The organism is Pseudoalteromonas sp. OF7H-1 (genome assembly GCF_022347825.1).
Lineage (GTDB): Bacteria > Pseudomonadota > Gammaproteobacteria > Enterobacterales > Alteromonadaceae > Pseudoalteromonas > Pseudoalteromonas maricaloris.
In genome coordinates this window covers 24,896-44,237 of sequence record NZ_JAKRFX010000022.1, presented here as the reverse complement: position 1 = coordinate 44,237, position 19,342 = coordinate 24,896, and the positions used below count along the sequence as shown (strand labels likewise).

Sequence of the window (19,342 nt, the reverse complement as noted above, 5' to 3'; positions counted from 1 at the left end):
GTTATTCACCTCCCACAAGAAGCGAAGGTCGTTGACTTTCCACCGCTTCTTCACGATGATTGCGAACAACCACATACAACTCAGTCTTTTCGCCCGGCAACAAGATATTGCGAGGCCAGTAGGCGCTTGCCACTATACCTGGTGCATTGCAGGCTATCTCACTGGCTTCTATCGGCTCATCGGCAAAGCTTTCAACCAGTCCTACATAGACGGTGAAGTAATGTCCCGTCACAATTTGCCCCTGCTTAAAACCAAACTTTAAACCTGACTGAAAACATTTAGGGCTGATGTCTGTTTGGCCAGCCAAACGGATGTCATAACCTTGTGGCAACTCATTTAATGCAAGGCGTCTGAGTAAGTCTCGTAGGTTATCGACGTATGGCTGAGCTGTTTCCCAAGTGGCGGCTTTTCGGTTCACGACGCCCTTAATATGCCACTGCTGACCATCAATAGCTAAGATGACTTCACGCGGTGGAATACGACGAGGTACTAAGGTGACAGATAACGCGGGCGCTTCCTGACCAGGCGGAGTGATGTAAAGTGAAACCGGTGATTCTTTGTCTGTGGCCACATATACAACATTCCCCTTGATTTGCGTCTGTGCATCACTGGTTGTTCTCACCTGAGGCGATTCAAACGGCGTCACAATCCGATTCAGATGCCCAAGAGCTACAGGGATCAGTTCATTAACTCCCGGTGTCATCAGTAGCGTTGTTGGCGTATCCGCTGCAACCGAATTGCTTTGAATCGGTGGATTTGCAGTAGCAGACTGCTTCATCACACTGGCTGGCACAATCGGCAATTCCACGTCTGCATACGACGCTTGTGATAACAGAACGCCACTCAAGCTAATTGCGATTAAGCTTGGTGTCATCCATCGACTAATTTTGGTTCGCATCATTCACCCTCCGGTTTTGCTCTTGGGTCAACTTTTCACGAACTCGCTTCGTTCTAGCTTGCCCCTCATACGTATCCATCCAGCTAAGTTTTGGACGGTATTGCTCAATATCGATGTCAAACTCATAGGTGCGAGTTTGGCGCTGCTCATCTCCAGATGGCCCAGAAACCAAGGAGTAACCGGTCACAAAGACATGGCCGGTTTCATACTCGTATTCCACTTGTCTGGGTTGGAATTTGAGCGTGACTCGGTCTTCACGGATCTGTCTTGCCTGAATCTCCAGTGCATCGACCACTTGCTGGTACACCGCTGGAGAAAGTAGCGGCTCAATAGCAACCCGGATAAAAGACACATTACCCGGCGTCACGTTGCCCATAAGCTCAGCTAGGTAGAGCCCCCAGGATTCCAAGTAAGGCTGAGTAGCCTGGTTTCGTGACACTTCAGCCGTTTCAGACAAGGTTGGCGGTTGAATGGCTACCACGGTATTGCGAGAAAATGCCGCAACCGCAAGCAGCAAGTTAGATAGCACCAGCACCGCAATCAGGAACCGTTGCCATCGGTTCTCTAATTGCGTGCCTTGCCATGATTTTAAAAACACGTCGAACTTCACGGCAGATAGCTCCTGATAAATGGGTTAGGGATCGTCTTGGCTTTGGTTGGCAACAGTCCGGCCCAGTAGATGGCGTGAAGAATAAAACCATCTGGGCGGCCATCACGAAAACGCCGATAGAGCTTGGTTGTCACCAACCCCAACAGGCATAAAACCAAGGCATTACCGGTAAAAATGCCGATCACTAGCCCCAACAGAATGGGAGCCATCTCGTCGGCACTCCAAAGCAGGAAGTGCGGCGGGTCATCGATATAGGACGGAATACTCACAGGTTCCATAGTCACTCCTCGTTGTTTGAATTGAGAAGTGAAGGATGCCTTGGGATTGGCAGGTTCAGTGGTCAGCTAGATGCCGAATTCTTGAAGGTTTTGAGGGTTCTACTCAGACAATACTAACAATTGATCTTTTTGATGCGGTTGATATGATGGGATATTGGTCGTGTCGAGACCAGCTGCCCACTTTAGCAAACCCGGATGGGACGACATGCATATCAAATTTATTTTTTGCTTAGGTTTTTTCTGCGACCTCGGCAGTGGGCACCGTATTCGCTAATAGGAGAAACTCAATGCAAATTACTAAAATCATTTCCTCTGACACGGTTGAACGTTTAAAGCAAAAAGCACGAAAGCTTAAACGTGAAAAATCCATTACACACACTCAAGCACTCGATGAAATTGCAATCTCTGTTGGCTTTAATCATTGGCATCAGGTTGTACAAGCCAATGACGTACTGAAGCCATCAGAGGTGGCGTTATCTTCTGGATGTGTCATGGCTTTTGATGTCAAAGATGGTATGGATGTCGATACCAGTGATGGGGTTTTAATTGAAGACCATTTCTTGGAGATGCTCACTGAAAAGCAGCTATTTGAAATTTATGCCAACTCCCATGATGAGGACGACGAACAAAACAGGCAGCTAAAAGAAACGCTATCAGATTCAGAGCTTCAGGAGTACTTTCGAGATGATTGCTCATTCATGTACTTTCGCCTTGCCGAGCCTCATGCAAACAAACCGCTGAATGAAGTATTGGCTCTTATACGACAGTACTCGTTTTGGATGCCGCAATATATTTGGCTTCAAGGTCATCTTATTGATACTTATCATTTGCCAGCGGAAGACGAGAATGGCAATACCGTTGGCGTAAGGTTTTAGCTCTACAAGATGAGGCCTAACTGGCCTCATATCTTCTTCTGCAAGTGGCTTAACGCCAACCCTGCCATCAATGCCAAGCCGATGATCATCGACGGTAGAACCACCGGTGGAATAGCCAGCGGGGCGAACAATCCCATAAACAGTAAGATGACGCCTGAACCCAGAATTATCATGCTATAGCGGTGAATGATAGGGCTCGAAAAATCAAAGGTTGTCTTCTTAATCTTCCAGGTCATCAAGCCATCCCACAACGCCGGTAACATGAGAATAAGCGCAAAGGGCAACCAGACCATCAGCAACGCAAATCGAGTGAACACTTGGTACAACACATCAAAAAATGCCTGAATACGGTCTTCTACCCAGACAAACCAAAAGCCTCCCATGCTCTCCATCCCTTTAGAGCGCAGTCGCTGCTCTTCAGTGGGGATTAGAAAATCACGCACAGATTGCTCCATCTGCGTATCCACAACCCATGACTGATACCAGCGATGGCTAGTTTGACCAATCCAATAGCTTGTTTGTGCGCCCAATTGATTTTGGATCATCTGCTTCTCTTTACTAATAACCCGGCCAGTCCAATCACCGGGCACTAACACGCCAATGGCAATAATCTCCAGCATCAGTGCCAGACACAGCAGCCAAACCGACTTATGCTTGCTCATGCCAAACATCCTCTTCTACTCGCGCCAGCATGGCTGCAACGGTAGGCGTCATAATCCGGGCTTTAATCACTTGTTGAAGCCGCTTTGTCGTCGTATGACCACTTTCATAACGCACATCGATGCGTCCTTCAGCTAAATACGCCATCCGATTTGGACGATTACGCATCCAGGTGTGGAAATACACACCATCCACAGCGGCCCACTCGAAATGGTCAGGATCACGCAGGCGAATCCCCGTTAAAGCACTGGCGGCAGTCCAAGTCAGTGCCTCAATGAAATGCCACAGGCGCACACTGTCATCATCACAACTGACTTCTTCATAACTGCCCAAGCCATTACACAGACACAAATCAAAGATGGAATGGCCATCTAACGTGAGCGCATCTGTTAAATAGTCCGCCAAACAGTGCACAGAAGCCAAAGCATGAGGCCAGTCGGTTTCAAGTAGTCTTAAGGTTTCCTTGAACTGGGAGTTATGTTGCTGCCACTGAGCGAGCATTTCTTTACTGGTAAGTGTTGTCATTTTCAGACAGACAGAATGATGCATACAGACTCCTTATGCTGCCTGTGTAGAGCTGGTTAAAATAGGAATGCGGCCTTTGATCACGCGGCCACCTGAAAGCTTGGCGATGTACTCAAGGTTAGGGAGCTGGCCTAATAACTGCGGTGGAAACATATCGCCTTCTTCCTCCATCAAGCGTTCGCCATGATTGCCGGTAAACAACGCGGGGCTGTCCGAGTTGGACGACATACCTTGAGTTTGCATGATGTACTGCAACCGAGTCTTAGGCAGATTGTCGGTAATGTACTGCTGCGTTTCGGCATCCATCACCCGAAGGGCTATCAGGTTGTTGATGTTACCTAACACCTGACGGGCCTTAGCCTCACTGCCTGTACGAGCGGCAAAGTCAGCAAAGGTCTGAGTAGCAATCACACAACGCATTTTTGCGCCACGACCTTTGTTGAGCAGTTGAATGAAGGGATCGTTGACTACTTCAGCCGCCTCATCGATGAAGATATTTACGGGACGATTTTCAACACCATAGTTATAGCGGTCACCGGCCACGGCGGTGAGATCGGATAAAAGCAACGAACCAATGGCGCTGCCAACCATGGCGTCGGTCAATGAATCCAACCCGATATAGGCCACTTGGGCATTGTTGATAATACGGCCAGAATCCGTAATTAACCGGCTGTCATCCACATCGTTTGCTATCGGTGATAGCAATGGACCTAGTTCACTTGATGTGAGCATATTGAGTACCGGCATCAGTGAGGCCACCATCTTGGAATAGTGGGTTCTGTCATGCTCAAACATACTCAATAGCCCCTCTAAATCGGTATTGGCGGCAACGGGCTGAATGCGTTCGTAGTAGAAAAGCAGCATCGCCATGGCTTGTTTAGCCAAGGTATTGGCCTTTTCGGTAAAGCGCTTGATCTCCACACTAAAGTTCGGATACACCTGCTCCCCCCAAGCCGTGACGGCTTTTACTACCAAGCCTTCTGGGCCACCTTCCAAGAATCGTCTCAGTGTTTTCAGATCAGGACGCTGTGAAGTAAGCAACAAACCTTGCACTATGTTATTCAGTGCCATTTGGCCAAAAGCTTTAAATGGATCAGCACCGGTTTCAGATGGTATTAATGCCGCAATTCGGCTGGCAATTTCAGTGCCTCGGTTAAAGTTTCTCAGGGGATTAAGACGTACTGAATGCTCTGGAAAACCCGGATGAAAATACACAAAGCGCTCAGGACTACCGGCGGCAATACAGGCTCGCTGCGCATTATCCTTAAGTTCCTTGTCTCCCTTGGGGTCAATAATAATCACGGCTTCATTGCGCAAAATGGCCTGAGTGATCATCGCATCAAAGCAACGGGTTTTTCCGGCACCGGTCGTACCGACAATTAAGGTATGGCCTTCTGTGTGACCAACTGGCTGGTACACATCGTCTTCTTTGGGCTCAACACCATGAATCCAGGTCGAACCCATTTGCTTGCCGTGACCTTGGTTAAGCAAGGTTTGCTTATCCCGCTTTAGGATTTCATAAGCGCGTTGAGCATGACGTTGATCCCACTCAAAGCCATACCCTAACCACAATTCATCAGGATGTTTTGCCATCACCTTTTGCAAATGCGACAGCGCCATAAAAGCCAAAGGTTTGCCTTTTAGTCCCTTCTGTAACTTATGAAGACGGTAAGCCTCAGGCAGGCGGTACAACGCCATGCCCGAGGAAATCCCTGTCATCCACCAAAATGGCTCAGGTGGTAGCTCAGTCAGCACTTCTGCGGCAATAGCCCCAGTGGCCCCAACCAGCCAACCTACTGCTGCCATGGCCTCATAGTTCGTGCGCCAGGGCATTTCGTATGCGTTTTCTTTCATTCATGCTCCGCAAATAACCGTTTGCAATCCGCTTAATGTCAAATGGATTAACGCTTAGCGTGAGCGGTAAACAGAACCGTTTCCCCCTCATCAAACTGGCATTGGTCACTGGCCGAGATCCCCCGAAGCAGCTGTCCGGCTGGAATGCCATGCTGATTGGCGACTTGGCGTAAGGTTTGAATCGTGACGCGAATACCATCGGCACTATGATCCACGTCTGGGTAATCGCCATCGGTCAGTAAGATGGGCAAATCTTTCACAAAATTAACCATCTGTTGGCGCTGCGCGTGTTTGGGGTCGATACTTGAGCTCGCATTGGCCGCAATCGGCTTTTGCTTACGCTCCGCTCTTGTGGCGGGCTCTTTTGCTTGAGCATTGCTTGTATTAATTCGACTCGGACGCAGTGAAGTCTCTTCGTTCTGAACAGCTGCCGCCGGTTCTGCATCTTGTTTGGAGAGGTCTATCAGTGCAGTTAGCACTTTTGAAATCGATACCTTCAGCAGTAACCCTTGCTCCTGAACTCCATTATTCGAGGTCACAGTTCTGGCCTTACGTGTCGGGTTTGCAGGATCTAATTCAAGCCAGTCTAATTGACTGAGTTCAGCAAGCAGTTTTCGAGGAGCACACCAAGGCCTTACTGCATCGGGATAGCGGATCAGTATCTGTTCACCAACCATAACCAACGCACTGCTGGCCTCTGGGAGCCACGCCAAAGATTCAGGGAGATTCAATGCTTCTGCATGGTGCTGGTTTGCGTTATTCGCGATTGCAGCATCGCTTGAATGGTGAGGCTTTTCGCATCCATCACCCGGAACATTTTCATTTGCCTGAAGGTGATTAACATCACTGGCATGACGAAGTTCATCATCTTGCTCGGACGAGTTTGTCGATGGTGACTCATCCAATTTTCTATGTTCGATTGATGATGACTCTTCAGGCAAGTCTGGATGCTCACTGGAACGACTCTGAGGCTCTGCTTGTATTTGCTGTGTTGCTTCCCACTCAGATTTGCTGAACAGCGTCACGCTACTTGGTACATTCGAGCTGAACAATAAATCGGCCTCAGATATATGCAGCATGGGTAACCAGATTGGCTTGTCGTCTTTGATCAGCACTTCAGGGGCAAGGCTTTCATATCGCTCATTTGAGGCGGATTTCGTGGCCAATCCTCGCTCAATGAGGATGTCCGCAAGGGTATCGGGATCTCTTGGAATGCCAGGTATCTTGTCTTTGGACAACAGCTCAATGATGTCCTTAGCCGCGCTTTTCCAGACCAGGTAAAGATGGGTTGATTGATTTGATTTTCGTACCCAGACTCTGGCGTCTCGCTGATTGACCAGCCATTGCGAACTGGCAAGTAATCGCCTCATAGCATCAAGTAGATAGCGTTCGACTGGGACACCAAGGGCATTGTCGTCAACGGAAATTCGTTGAGCTTTAAGGTCTCGCTGGACACTGGTTTGGTCGGCTTCAATGACCAATTTAGAAAGGACATGCTCGGGATCGGTATTGCCAATTGCTTCCAGCATGGCTTGCAAAATCTCAGGGCCAGGTTGAGTTAACCAGGCTAGCAACTCAGGTGTCATCACCCGGTTTAACACCAGAATTGAAAATTGCTCGTGTCGCTTGCACCGTCCATCGCGCCAGCGAATGAAATAGCGTTCAATACTGTTGTTACTGGTCCACTGGGATAAGGTTTCTAAAAAAGGGTTCCACTGATAGCGTCCATCTTCGTCTGTGATGGACAGGTCTGAAACGGGCTTACCAATATCATGGAACAAACCGCCAAGAGCCGCCGCAACACGCCACCTTGGTTCAAGCTCTTTTTTCTCAACAGGTGTGCCACTGGCAACAAAGATGATCCCTTCCGCTGCTTGTGCCGCCCAGAAAGCAACTTCCAACGAATGACGTAATAAACCACCAGCCCCACTGTGGTGATGATGCTCAGAAGCTGGCAACAAGTGAACATAGGCAGCCAGATGATCAATGCAGGGCTGGATTAGCCTTTGAAAATCACGCTGATTAAAGCCAAGTACCTGACGCAGTTTGGCAATTAGCTCGTCTTGTGTGGACTGCAAATCTTCGGGTGACGCAGCTGGCAACCCCTTCAGAAATGGCGGATAGCGTGGAATGTCTGCATCCAGTTGCGATGACAGTTCTGGTAGTACTTTGGTTTGAAAAAATAGGTTTTTGAACATAGTGAACCTCCAACACGATAGTGTGAAGGTTCATAAACTCACCGGCGGTGAATTAGATGTAAAAGAACCGCACCTATTTGACTAGGAAGTGGCGAAGCAGTTTTGTCTTAATTGAAACTACTTTTGCAAAGGTTTCCAACTTTTAGAAAAGCCAGCGCTTTTCGAAGTTGGCGCATTTGCAGGACGTTTCATTTTCACAGTCATAGGAAATGGGAAATCGACTCCTAATAACAATGCCTCTCCTTGACCCAAGACAGGGAGAAAAGATGCTGAACGTTGATCAATAGCGCCAACAGCCTTTTTTACAATTTCTTGGTCCAGCTGATTGGTCAACCTATGCACAATAAGTGTACCAATCTGACTTAAAACATCTTCAGGAATGTCACGTGGTCGCTGAGTAGCAATAATGGTATTTAAACCATACTTTCTACCTTCTTTAGCAATATTACCAAAGGCATCCAACTCAAACCTGTTCGTTTCTTCACCAATTCGCTTATTGAGAAATTGATGAGCTTCATCAATAAATACTAATAGAGGTGCACCATGATTTATTGCACCTTGCCTGGCTACAGATAACAACTTTCTACCAATGGCATTAACAAGTATTTCTCTTGAGTTTGCTTCAAATGGAACTTCAGAAAGATCTAATCTCAGCACATTATTGCTACTTATTGGCGAACAGAAATCATCAATAAGATTAGGTAATGTCTTTAATTTATCATCCGGGTCAATCATCCATTTTAAATTGGGGTTGTTTGAATAGGCTTTAATCCGAGCTATCAGGTTTAAACAGTGGCCAACATCATTATCAGCTCTACCGCCCCAAATAGTGGGGTTAGGATTATTAGCATTACCGCCATTTGGCCACACACACTCGTTTACAATCTGGTCAGCAATGTATTTAAACATCCATGGAGCTGTCTGGATAGAGCTATTCATAGATAATAGAGCAGCTTCGTAAGGAGCCTTTGCTTGCCCAGATTTGTTCAAAAGATAATTTGCATTGATATCAAGGCCATGATTTTGTTGCTGCCAAAATTGCCACACTATTTTCTGACTCTCGATAGCTGCCTCCAGTTTAGGAGCTTGGCTTTGCGCTGAAGGCCTTAAAAATGCTCGAATATCCGAGTCTGTAAACTGCCAATGTGGAAAAGTTAACTGATTAAATGGAGTTGCTTTTGCATGATTCCCAACATAGTAACTATCACAGCCAAGTGACTCATATTCCCCCGTGGGGTCAATAATAATTGCTTTACCTCCGGCCTTAATCACTTGCTCGATGATGTTTGTCATCGAGTAACTTTTCCCGCCACCTGTTGCTCCTAAAATAGCGCAATGGCGTGAAAACAATTTCTCAGGGGTAACGTGAACAGTTACGGATTCATCATGCGGAAGTGAGGCTAACGGTAAATGGATTTGGCCAGGCTCCTCATCTTGTTTACCTTCAGCGATTATTGATACCAGATACGGGTGAGCTGAATATATTTGGCTACCTAATCTCGGATGCTGTTTAATTCCTTTGTAGTTACGACCATTAGCTGGGTTCAAACTCACCAATAATTGAACAAGTCCAATTGGATGATTTTCGGATGGTTTATCAGCCAAACCGTCAACACTTAATCTCTCTCCCCCCTCAATCCACACTTTCACTAAGCGCCCAAGTATCGCTGTTTCACCTATGTCGATGAATACAAATTCATTTACTTCTCCAGCGGCTATTCGATTTCCGAATGACCAACTGGGCTCACCAGATCCCGCTTTAGATAAGTTAATGATAAGCTCGGTTGCAGATACGCTAATGACGCTACCAATCCGTCTTGTTGGATCGTACGGGGAAAACCACTTTTTCCGCTCCATGAATAGTCTCCCTTATTTAATACTCGCAGTGATTTTTTCAAATGCTTTGAAGAGTTCGTCCTCGGGAGTTGTTGATCTTCGTTCAGGTAGCAGACTAGAAAACTGTTTAAACGTTGAATCCATTATTGCGATTCTGCCATCCCCATGGTCAATAGCTGCCATTAGCAGATTCCTAATCTCATCATTAAATGAACCCGTTACACTGAATGGGTCTTTCGTTGCAACCATCAGCATAAACTCAGGGTTAGTCCTAAGCGCCATAGTCAGCGCATTATTTATATGTTTATCATTAAAACCAAAACCTAGGCACAGTACAGCCGTTTTTGGTTGTTTAACTACTTCCAAAAAAGAAGTCATCATATCTAAGTAAGGAGAATCATAAGATGTCTGATATTTGCTACTGCTTGGATAGATAAAAACAGGTTCACCAATTTTGCTATCAGCACCTAGCTTTCTAACTCTGCCGTTAAATTTTCTCCAGTCCACAGAGCCATGCATCTTATATAGCTGAACCACATTGGATATGTATGCGCCTTCACTGCTCTTAGAGTGCCCACGGTTCACTATGTCATACTTGAACCACATAGGATTAAAAAAAGAGGGGTTAGAAAACTCAAAACCATCAATAACAACAAAACCAGTATTTGATGCAGCGTGCTCAAAAGCCAAGTCATAATTAGTCGTGAATAGTTTAAGTCGTTGTTGCTGAGCACTCCTTCTACCTACTGCACGCATAAATTTATCATGACTAACCCAGTCTGATTCAGGGATCGATTCAGTAAAGGTGGTTTTAGCTAAAATTATGTTTTTGGCTTGCTCAATGAATTTACTTACTTGATTAGTTCTTTGATTTGAAAGGTTCCCAACGGCTAAAGAGGAATCGCAAAGAGACAATAATAGTTCAATGTCTGGCTTTGCATCTCCGTTTGCTTCACGATGTTTTTGAAGGGCATCATAATTTGTTGCCTTCAAAACCAATTGAAAAAGATTCTCATCTGCTTTTTTACAATAGTCCCAAAGGTGCCACATACTTGGAGCAATAGGCGCTTTATTCTGCTGAGAAGGCTTATTAAATGTTAAAGACGTGCCTGAGCCAGCCAGTATGACTAAATTATCAGTATCTAAAACTTTATTGATAAAACGAAAAAATGTGGCCAGCTCGTCATCTAAGTCATCATTAGAAAGATCAATTTCGATTGGCTCTCTCTTCGAAGACGCGGAGTTCCTTTTTATGTCTGATGACAAAAACCTTACTATGTTTTCATTTTCCATTTTTTTAATTCACCTTCCACGTAAAAGACAACCAGCCTAGAAACCAATAAATTTCAGACGCTTGTGCTATTTAACTTCCTTCCTGAACAGCACGTAAAAACACTTATATCTGCCCACCCACACCTTTAAACTTCTCAACAAATGCAGCAATTTTCTGAAAAACCGTTTGCTTCTGGGTTCGGTACTGTGGGTTCAATGGGCTAAGTTTGGGCAGCGCCTCATTAAGTGCAGTGCCATTTTCAGAGGCGTACTCACGTTTGAGTGATGACGCAATATAACGTTTGGCAGCATCGATATTGAGCTTTTCAGAGGCAATAATGGCATCGGCTTCGCGCTTCTGCTCCGCTTGGGCGAACTTGAAGAAGGCGTCGATAATGCTGGCTTTGTCATTGATTTCATCTAGGTTTGTCTGGTTAATAAAATCAACCACTAAGCTCTCTTTCGCTCTATTACCAAGGCTACCACGAATCATACGGCGGACTTCTTCAATCAAGCCTTCTTTGCTCTTGTTCTTCTTATTGTGATCAAAAATCAGTTCAAGAATGTAATCGAGGTTTATTTCCTGAGATTTAAGCAAATCAATTTCAAAGACCACATCGTCCCAGTCTACCGTTGACTTATCTTTGTCCTGGCCTTCTTTATCGCGGCGTAACCAGTCACGGGTATCGTTGTAGGTAGAGCGATAATCTTGAATAGCACGCTCGCTCGGCATATCGATGGTTTGCATTGCCTCGATGTCAGCATCGTCCAGATAGTACTTTGACTTGAACTCTTCAACAGCTTGTTCATCACTGGTATCTAAGCTTTGCAGTGCTTTCAAGCCAGCAAATTCATCGTAGTTTTGTAAAATATTTTCTGCTTTTAAATATTCACCAAACAGCTTGGCAAATTCCTTTTTATCTTGTTCTTTTTCAATATTTTCTGGGTTTGGAAAGCGTTCTTGCAGCTCTTTTACGATATCAACAAAACCTCGACGCGCTTGGCCAGTAGCAATATCGTTAAAGCCTTCCATGTATTCTTTGTAGCTCTTCTCCAACACCACGTTTTTGGTGTTTTTGTCACCAAACAAAGTAATGGCATCAATGGTTGCCTGCTCTAAGTCCCGGAAGGTAACAATATTGCCAAAGGTCTTAGTCGCATCATAAATGCGGTTAGTGCGAGAAAACGCCTGCATCAAGCCGTGATAGCGCAAATTCTTATCAACAAACAAGGTATTGAGCGTAGGCGCATCAAAGCCCGTTAAAAACATACCAACCACTATGAGCAGATCTATTTCTTGATTCTTCACGCGCTGGGCAAGGTCACGGTAGTAGTTCTGGAAGCCATTACTATCCACGCCATAGTTAGATTTAAACATGGCGTTGTAGTCAGTGATTGCGGCGCTCAAAAACTCTTTCGCGCTGCTGTTCATCGCGCTAACTTCAAAGCTCTCATCTAAAATATCACCGATAGCGTCCTGCTCTTCATTGGCTGCAAATGAGAAGATAGTCGCAATGCGCAGAGGCTTACTTGTGGGTCCATTCTCGGCCTCGGCCTGCAATGTTTTGAAGGTTTCATAGTAGGCTTTCGCTGCATCAACACTACTGACCGCAAACATAGCATTAAAGCCTTTGGCACCAGAATAGGCTCGATGCGTTTTCTGGTTAAAATGGCTCAGAATATACTGCGAGATTTCACGAATGCGCATTGGATGTAAGAACGCTTTCTTATTCTCGGCGGCACTGAGCTTCTTTTCATCCTGCTCAGTCTCAATGCTCTTAAATTGCGGACGAACATCGTTATAGTCCACTTTGAACTTGAGTACTTTTTCATCACGAATGGCATCAGTGATCACATAAGTGTGCAATTGCAGGCCAAACACGCTGCCCGTGGTTTCAGCTCCCAAGGCGTTTTCAGGGAAAATTGGCGTACCGGTAAAGCCAAACTGGTAGTACCTTTTGAATTTCTTCTTCAGGTTTTTCTGCGCTTCACCGAACTGGCTTCGATGACACTCATCAAAAATAAAGACAACTTGCTTGTTGTATATAGCTAAATCGCTTTCGCTTTTGATTAAGTTGTTGAGCTTTTGGATTGTGGTAACAACGATCTTGTTATCGTCTTTATCCAGGTTACTCTTAAGTCCTGCGGTACTGTCTGAACCGTTCACACTATCAGGCGAGAACCGCTGATACTCTTTCATGGTCTGATAGTCGAGGTCTTTTCGGTCCACCACAAAAAAGACTTTATCGATACAGTCTAAATCGGTGGCCAAACGTGCCGCTTTAAAGCTGGTGAGTGTTTTGCCTGAACCAGTGGTGTGCCAAATGTACCCGCCGCTCTCGGTGTTGCTCCAATTCTTAGCGTTAAAAGCGCTCTTAATCTTCCATAAAATGCGCTCTGTGGCGGCAATCTGGTAGGGGCGCATTACCAGCAAAGTATTGCTGACGTCAAACACCGAGTAACGCAAGATCACTTCAAGCAAGGTCTCTTTCTGGAAAAAAGTGGCGGTAAAGTCTTTTAAATCCTTGATCAGCGTATTGTCTGACTTCGCCCAGTTCATCGTAAAGTCGAAGCTGTTTTTGTCGCGCTTGGTGGTATTGGCAAAATAGCGCGTGTCGGTGCCATTAGAGATCACAAAAAGCTGCAAGAACTTGTACAACGAGTTCTCTGCATTAAAGCTCTCTTTGCTGTAGCGATGTATTTGGTTAAACGCCTCACGGATCGCCACACCACGCTTTTTCAGTTCAATTTGCACCAAAGGCAAACCATTGACCAAAATCGTCACATCGTAACGGTTGGCATGGCTTCCCGTTTGCTCAAACTGCTTAATCACCTGCACTTTGTTGCGAGCAATGGTCTTCTTGTCGAACAGGTAGATGTTTTCGATATGGCCATCATCGAAAACAAAATCGAAGATATAGTCACTGTGCACCTTGCGAGTTTTGTCGAGAATATTGTCGCTGGGTGTGTTCAGGTACTGCTCGCAAAAGCGAGCCCACTCGGCATCAGTAAACTCGACCTTATTAAGGGCTTGTAGCTGCTTGCGCACATTCGCCATCATGGCATCGGGTGTCGTCAGAGCAGGTAAATATTCATAGCCCTGGTTGCTTAGGTCTTGAATAAGTTCACGCTCTAAATCACCTTCGCTCTGGTAACTTTCACTTATCTGCGTTTGCTTTGTGTATTTGTCTAAGACAATAAAATTATTTGATTCTGCAATCGGCTTTGTTGTGCTAGTCATTCTGTGCTCCTTGCAGTTTAAAACCATAGTTATTTAATAGATGTTCAAGTAGAAACTTAACAATCTGCTTCTCAGGTTCGGTAGGTTCTGCAACTTCTTCGTTTGATAATGAACGATGACTATAAAAGTGCATCACTCGTTTGGCGTATAGCTCGCGGCTCTCTGGTAATAGAGCTGTCCAGTCTGCGTACCCCAAAAATGCTGCGACTTTCTCATAAAGGTTGCGCAGTAAATTGAAGTGAAAACGCTGTATTTCATTGTTCGTAATAGCTTGTTCAATCAATTGCTTGATATACAAGTGATAAGAAAAACTGGTATTCGCGCCACCTTTTTTTTCTTTTAAATCAAAGGTTCCGTCTTCAAAACGTTGCAACAAGTAACAGATTTTCGCATTAAGCTCATTGTGTAACACATTGTAAAATAGCGGATTATGTGTCGATATGATAAATTTAAGCTTCTCAGATTTGCTTAACTTGATTAGTTCCGCCAAATTAACTGCAAGTTCAATTAAATGGTTTTCATCTAATGAGCTAACGGGGTCATCAATGAACACGTATTCTAGCTGATTGAAGCTCTCATCATCCTCTTCATCAGGATTATTCATGACTCTAACAACTTGCTCTAGAAGCCCATGAAAAATACTCCAGACAAAATTACTTTCTTCGCCCTTAGATATTTTTATATGCTGTGCTCTTCCCGCATTTCCTCGCTCAAATGAAAACGTTACTTGAGTAAAGTCTTCATTAAAATGAGGCGTCAACTTCTCGTTGCTGTAACGTTGAAACAACCTAGTGATATTAGGCTCTTGACCTTGTACTTTTAATATCCAATCGGTAAACGTATTGGGTTGGATTTTTAGCTTCGGCTCTGCATCAGCATCTAAATCGTTATCCCAGTAAAACAAGTCTTCCGTAAACGCGTTGTAATACAAAATCTTGTGGCGCGACAGAGGCGCTTGCTCCGCATCAATCAGCGCATCTTGCCCATCCTCTTTCGGGGCTATGATCTCTTTAAATTCACGAGATAAACGTGTTTTACCTGTGCCATTAAAGGCATAGATTAACTGCACCTTTTTGCCGGATGATTGCAACAACTCTGCTATTTCCGTTAGCGTTTTACTCATTAAGCCGCCTCATGTGAATGAGATTTCGGGAAGCTCAACAACAGGTCACGATAATACTCGTATTGCTTTTGACGTAACTCAATTTCGCGAGGGAGACCTTCTTGAATTGACGTTGTTAATGTTTCGAATTTTTCTAAAATCTCTACAATTCGACTTTGCTCTGAATGAGGTGGAACTGGTATAGGAAATTTAAGAAACATAGGTCTGCGAAGCGATGTTACTGATGAGCTCACGGAAGCTTTTTGAATATAGTCGTTAAAATAAGCCGAGATATAATGGTATACGAATCTTGGGTGCATAGAGTCATCAGGTACAATGCGATAAGCTCTTTGATGCAAAGCATATTTTCCTTGAGCATAATGATAAACTTTACCAACACCTGCGCCATCACCAGCGGTAATAATTGCTGTTTCGTCAAAGTTAAAAGTATTTAGTTTTAAAGGCTCACGACCACGGGCATAAAATATATACTCTCCATCTTCGATTGCATCTCTGGTATCATGCTTTCCCGTTCCAATTTCAGCAATATCGCCTAACGTCTTCCACTCAACATCACCTTCATCAAAACTTAATAAGTGTTCGCGGTAGTAGTTGTATTGATTTTCCCGCATGTTAAGCTCGGCGGTCAGCTCGGCGGTCAGCTCGGCGGTTATGGCGGTAAATGCGTCCAGAATGCGTACAATTTCAGCTTGTATTGCCAGCGATTTTTCTGGGTTATCTGGGCATGGCATGGGAATCAAAAGCTTATTTAAAATAGCTTGAGTCAAGCTTGGCCTACCAGAACCTGTGTCAAGTGACATCAAATCTATTGTTTTAATAACGTAATATAGATATTTGGGCAGAATTTTAGTTTCATCTATCTCTGTGTAATATATTGTATCTACATTCCAAAATGCTGAATCCACATAGAACAGATTTGTGATAGTGCCTTTACGAGGAATCAATACCGTGGGCTTGTCATACGAATACGTATCAACATAACCCATGATACCGCCTGACCCATAAACCGGTATGTCACCCGAAGCTAGCTTCTTCCAATCTTTGCCATGTTTAATTTTTGCAATTTTTTCAAGGGGAAAATGTGCGACAGATGCACCATCAAGTAGTTTCTCTATAAAACTTAAGCCGATCATACCTCAACCTCCCCACCTTCAATTTCCGCCACAATGGCGTCAATATCACTGCGAAGTTGAGTAATTTTAGCAACAGTGGTTTTAAGCTCTGCATTAAGCTCTGCAATATCTACCACCTCACGATTGTCTTTGGCCTCAACATAACTACTCACCGATAGGTTGTATTCGGCTTTAACGATGTCGTCCAAATCAACGGATTTAGCAAAATGCTCCACATTCTCTTTGCTAGCAAACACTTTCATAATTTGCTGAATATGACCCGGATTTTTTTCGTCGTCGATGTCTGTTAGCACGTTATTATTGGTTTCTTTTTTAAACAAACCGCTGGCATCAATAAACTGGGTGGTGGTGTCGGTTTTGTGTTTAGACAGCACAAGAATATTCACGGCAATGGTGGTGCCAAAGAACAGGTTAGGTGCCAGTGAAATCACAGTTTCAACGTAGTTGTTATCTACTAGGTACTGGCGAATTTTTTGCTCAGCACCACCACGGTAAAAAATACCGGGGAAGCAAACAATGGCTGCACGACCTTTGCTTGATAGGTAACTCAGTGCATGAAGCACAAAGGCAAAGTCGGCTTTTGATTTTGGGGCGAGAACACCTGCGGGCGCAAAGCGGTCATCGTTGATTAGGGTTGGGTCGTCGCTACCAATCCATTTCACTGAATAAGGCGGGTTAGAGACAATGGCATCAAAGGGTTTATCATCTAAAAAGTGTGGTTCGGTTAAGGTATCACCCAACTGAATATTAAACTTGTCGTAGTTAATGTTGTGCAAAAACATATTCATACGCGCCAAGTTGTAGGTAGTGTGGTTGAGCTCTTGACCAAAAAAACCATCCTCAATGATATGTGCATCAAAGTGCTTTTTAGCTTGCAAGAGCAACGAGCCCGAACCCGCCGCAGGGTCATAGATTTTATTCACACTGGTTTGGCCGTGCATGGCCAACTGCGCGATCAATTTTGAAACGTGCTGAGGGGTGAAAAATTCACCACCTGATTTACCCGCATTGGCGGCATAGTTTGAAATCAGGAACTCGTAGGCATCACCGAATAAATCAATTTGGTTGTCTTCAAAATTACCGAAGGTTAAACCTGCCACGCCTTTTAACACGGCTGCCAGGCGTTTGTTTTTTGCCTCTACCGTATTACCCAGACGATTACTGGTGGTATCAAAATCCGCAAACAAGCCTTTGATGTCTTTTTCTGAATCATAACCATTGGCTGAGTTTTCGATTGCAGCAAAAATAGCGGCCAAATCCGTATTTAAATTTTCATTCTTGTGTGCATTGGCCGCCACGTTACTAAACAACTGGCTAGGGTAAAGAAAATAGCCTTTGGTTTTAATGGCATCTTCTTTAGCAAACTTGATGTTTTCATCATCGTCAGACATGGCAGCATAATTAACGCTCTCATCTCCGCCTGTGATGTAGTTGACAAAGTTTTCACTGATAAAACGGTAGAACAGCGTACCCAGTACATATTGTTTAAAATCCCAACCATCCACCGAGCCTCGGACATCGTTGGCAATCGCCCATATTTGGCGTTGAAGTTCGGCACGTTGTTGTAAACTTGTCATTTGCTAATTCCTGCTTTTAATTCGTCATAATTCGTTTATGGGTTACGCAATGTTCACTGTCGTCGAACATCATTCGTTAAACCCTGGAGCTAAATTCAAATTTCCGACCCCGTAGAGTGTCGGAGTATTCTTTAACCAAAGCTGGTATTCAGTGCCTTGAAGGCTGTGTGCTTTGGAACAATCCACATGCCATTGGCGAAGCAAATACCCAGCGGTTGCTGCTCTAATCTCAACCTTAAGAACGCCACCCCTCATGCCATAATCCAGTTCAATCGCTTCACTGTGCTCTATGCGTGGGTGCGGCACTAACTCCAGCTCTACAAAGCGATTCCATTGCCGGTCCTGGGTTTCGAGCTCAGCTTCAGATAACCTTGAGTCTTCAAGCACAACCGCTGCTTTAATTCGAGTCAGCACAAAGTCACGGAACTCACCATGCTTGCGGTCAAAACCACGAACATGCCAACGCAGGCCATTGTCCACCAGCGTATGCGGCACAATTTCGCGCGTTGTTTCACCACTCGATAACGACACATAGGTGATACTCAAGGCTTTGCCTTTGTGAATGGCCTCGGTGACCTTCGCCACTATAGATAGGCTTGGCTTGTTTAAGTGATAAGGCGCTTCACAGGCCAGAGGCGGTTTTACCTTTCCAGTGAAGCCATCGCCGTACCCTTGGCTGATGGTTGCCAGTGTTCGAACAACGTCATAGTCGAACAAGGGTTCAAATGCTTCACCACGTTTATGCAACTTGAGCTTTTGGTCATACTCAATGTTGCTTGGTGCAAGCTCTCGGTACATTGTGAAGTCTTTCGTTGCCTGAGCGGCGGCTATACTGAAGCGATCGACTAAATCCGCTCGCACCGCTTCTCCCTTAAACAATAAGGTGAAATCGATGTGGGCAATGCGATCCCTGGTTGCTTGTGGCAACTGCGCTATCTGCGAAAGCCTATCTGACTTCGCCACTACCGTTTGTTTCAGACCATCATTTGTCATGCGTCTTGTTTATCCAATTCAACCAGTTTTTTAAAAATTCTGTTTATAAAGTAAGGATCGACATCGCGTAATCACATTGAAAAGCATCACTCAATGCTGCTCTTCATCCGCAATGACTTAGCAATCTCTACCGGTTGAAGCTGGACATATTGCCATAAAACACTGAATAGGCTTCAACCTAATTAATTTTATTAGGTATCATCCTATCACAAATTATTTTGTAGGGAAGACTAAGCGGCAACTTTATGATCTGGATTGCAATTGCCGCT

At 44.8% G+C, this 19,342-nt stretch carries 15 protein-coding genes; 1 reads left to right on the top strand and 14 read right to left on the bottom strand.

Translation table 11 applies throughout. The features are described 5' to 3' along the window. Position 1: 1 nt before the first annotated feature. Genes MHN30_RS21035 through traL form a run of 3 tightly spaced genes read right to left on the bottom strand, consistent with a single transcriptional unit; the run spans position 2 to position 1,786 of the window. Positions 2-898 (bottom strand): type-F conjugative transfer system secretin TraK, encoded by an 897-nt coding sequence (locus MHN30_RS21035; RefSeq protein ID WP_239361051.1) that lies wholly within the window; start codon positions 896-898, stop codon positions 2-4. Further along, positions 882-1,508, bottom strand: a complete 627-nt coding sequence (locus MHN30_RS21030) for a TraE/TraK family type IV conjugative transfer system protein (RefSeq protein ID WP_000667170.1) — start codon at positions 1,506-1,508, stop codon at positions 882-884. Before MHN30_RS21030 ends, MHN30_RS21035 begins: the two co-directional genes overlap by 17 nt. After that, positions 1,505-1,786 (bottom strand): type IV conjugative transfer system protein TraL, encoded by a 282-nt coding sequence (gene traL / locus MHN30_RS21025; RefSeq protein WP_000433891.1) that lies wholly within the window; start codon positions 1,784-1,786, stop codon positions 1,505-1,507. Before traL ends, MHN30_RS21030 begins: the two co-directional genes overlap by 4 nt. Positions 1,787-2,073: 287 nt before the next feature. Here traL and MHN30_RS21020 point away from each other — a divergent pair, with 287 nt between their 5' ends. Then, complete coding sequence (locus tag MHN30_RS21020) at positions 2,074-2,661, top strand: plasmid-related protein (RefSeq protein ID WP_239361013.1); 588 nt, start codon at positions 2,074-2,076, stop codon at positions 2,659-2,661. 26 nt (positions 2,662-2,687) lie between these two features. Here MHN30_RS21020 and MHN30_RS21015 read toward each other — a convergent pair whose 3' ends face one another. From MHN30_RS21015 to MHN30_RS20965, 11 genes are all read right to left on the bottom strand, one after another. After that, positions 2,688-3,323 (bottom strand): DUF4400 domain-containing protein, encoded by a 636-nt coding sequence (locus MHN30_RS21015; protein ID WP_239361010.1) that lies wholly within the window; start codon positions 3,321-3,323, stop codon positions 2,688-2,690. After that, on the bottom strand, positions 3,310-3,870 hold the full coding sequence (locus MHN30_RS21010; RefSeq protein WP_193234567.1) for a conjugative transfer protein: 561 nt from the start codon (positions 3,868-3,870) through the stop codon (positions 3,310-3,312). The genes MHN30_RS21015 and MHN30_RS21010 overlap by 14 nt, the downstream gene beginning before the upstream one ends. 9 nt (positions 3,871-3,879) lie before the next feature. Then, on the bottom strand, positions 3,880-5,700 hold the full coding sequence (gene traD, locus MHN30_RS21005; RefSeq protein ID WP_239361007.1) for a conjugative transfer system coupling protein TraD: 1,821 nt from the start codon (positions 5,698-5,700) through the stop codon (positions 3,880-3,882). Between the two features lie 47 nt (positions 5,701-5,747). After that, positions 5,748-7,898 carry a MobH family relaxase gene (mobH, locus tag MHN30_RS21000; RefSeq protein WP_239361004.1) on the bottom strand — a complete coding sequence of 717 codons (2,151 nt, stop codon included), beginning with the start codon at positions 7,896-7,898 and terminating at the stop codon, positions 5,748-5,750. Positions 7,899-8,015: 117 nt separating this feature from the next. Next, positions 8,016-9,755, bottom strand: coding sequence for an ATP-binding protein (locus MHN30_RS20995; RefSeq protein ID WP_239361001.1), 1,740 nt, complete (start codon positions 9,753-9,755; stop codon positions 8,016-8,018). Positions 9,756-9,767: 12 nt separating this feature from the next. After that, a complete protein-coding gene (locus tag MHN30_RS20990; RefSeq protein WP_239360998.1) occupies positions 9,768-11,027 on the bottom strand; it encodes an SIR2 family protein in 1,260 nt (419 codons plus the stop codon). Positions 11,028-11,130: 103 nt separating this feature from the next. Then, positions 11,131-14,247: a type I restriction endonuclease subunit R gene (locus MHN30_RS20985; RefSeq protein WP_239360996.1), complete on the bottom strand. Its 3,117-nt coding sequence runs from the start codon at positions 14,245-14,247 to the stop codon at positions 11,131-11,133. Then, positions 14,240-15,370 carry an AAA family ATPase gene (locus MHN30_RS20980; protein WP_239360994.1) on the bottom strand — a complete coding sequence of 377 codons (1,131 nt, stop codon included), beginning with the start codon at positions 15,368-15,370 and terminating at the stop codon, positions 14,240-14,242. Before MHN30_RS20980 ends, MHN30_RS20985 begins: the two co-directional genes overlap by 8 nt. Beyond that, on the bottom strand, positions 15,370-16,503 hold the full coding sequence (locus MHN30_RS20975; RefSeq protein WP_239360991.1) for a restriction endonuclease subunit S: 1,134 nt from the start codon (positions 16,501-16,503) through the stop codon (positions 15,370-15,372). The genes MHN30_RS20980 and MHN30_RS20975 overlap by 1 nt, the downstream gene beginning before the upstream one ends. Further along, the gene (locus tag MHN30_RS20970) at positions 16,500-18,080 is read right to left on the bottom strand and encodes a type I restriction-modification system subunit M (protein WP_239360988.1); all 1,581 of its coding nucleotides are present in this window, start codon (positions 18,078-18,080) and stop codon (positions 16,500-16,502) included. The genes MHN30_RS20975 and MHN30_RS20970 overlap by 4 nt, the downstream gene beginning before the upstream one ends. A 69-nt stretch (positions 18,081-18,149) precedes the next feature. Continuing rightward, the gene (locus MHN30_RS20965) at positions 18,150-19,073 is read right to left on the bottom strand and encodes a WYL domain-containing protein (protein ID WP_239360985.1); all 924 of its coding nucleotides are present in this window, start codon (positions 19,071-19,073) and stop codon (positions 18,150-18,152) included. Positions 19,074-19,342: the final 269 nt, after the last annotated feature.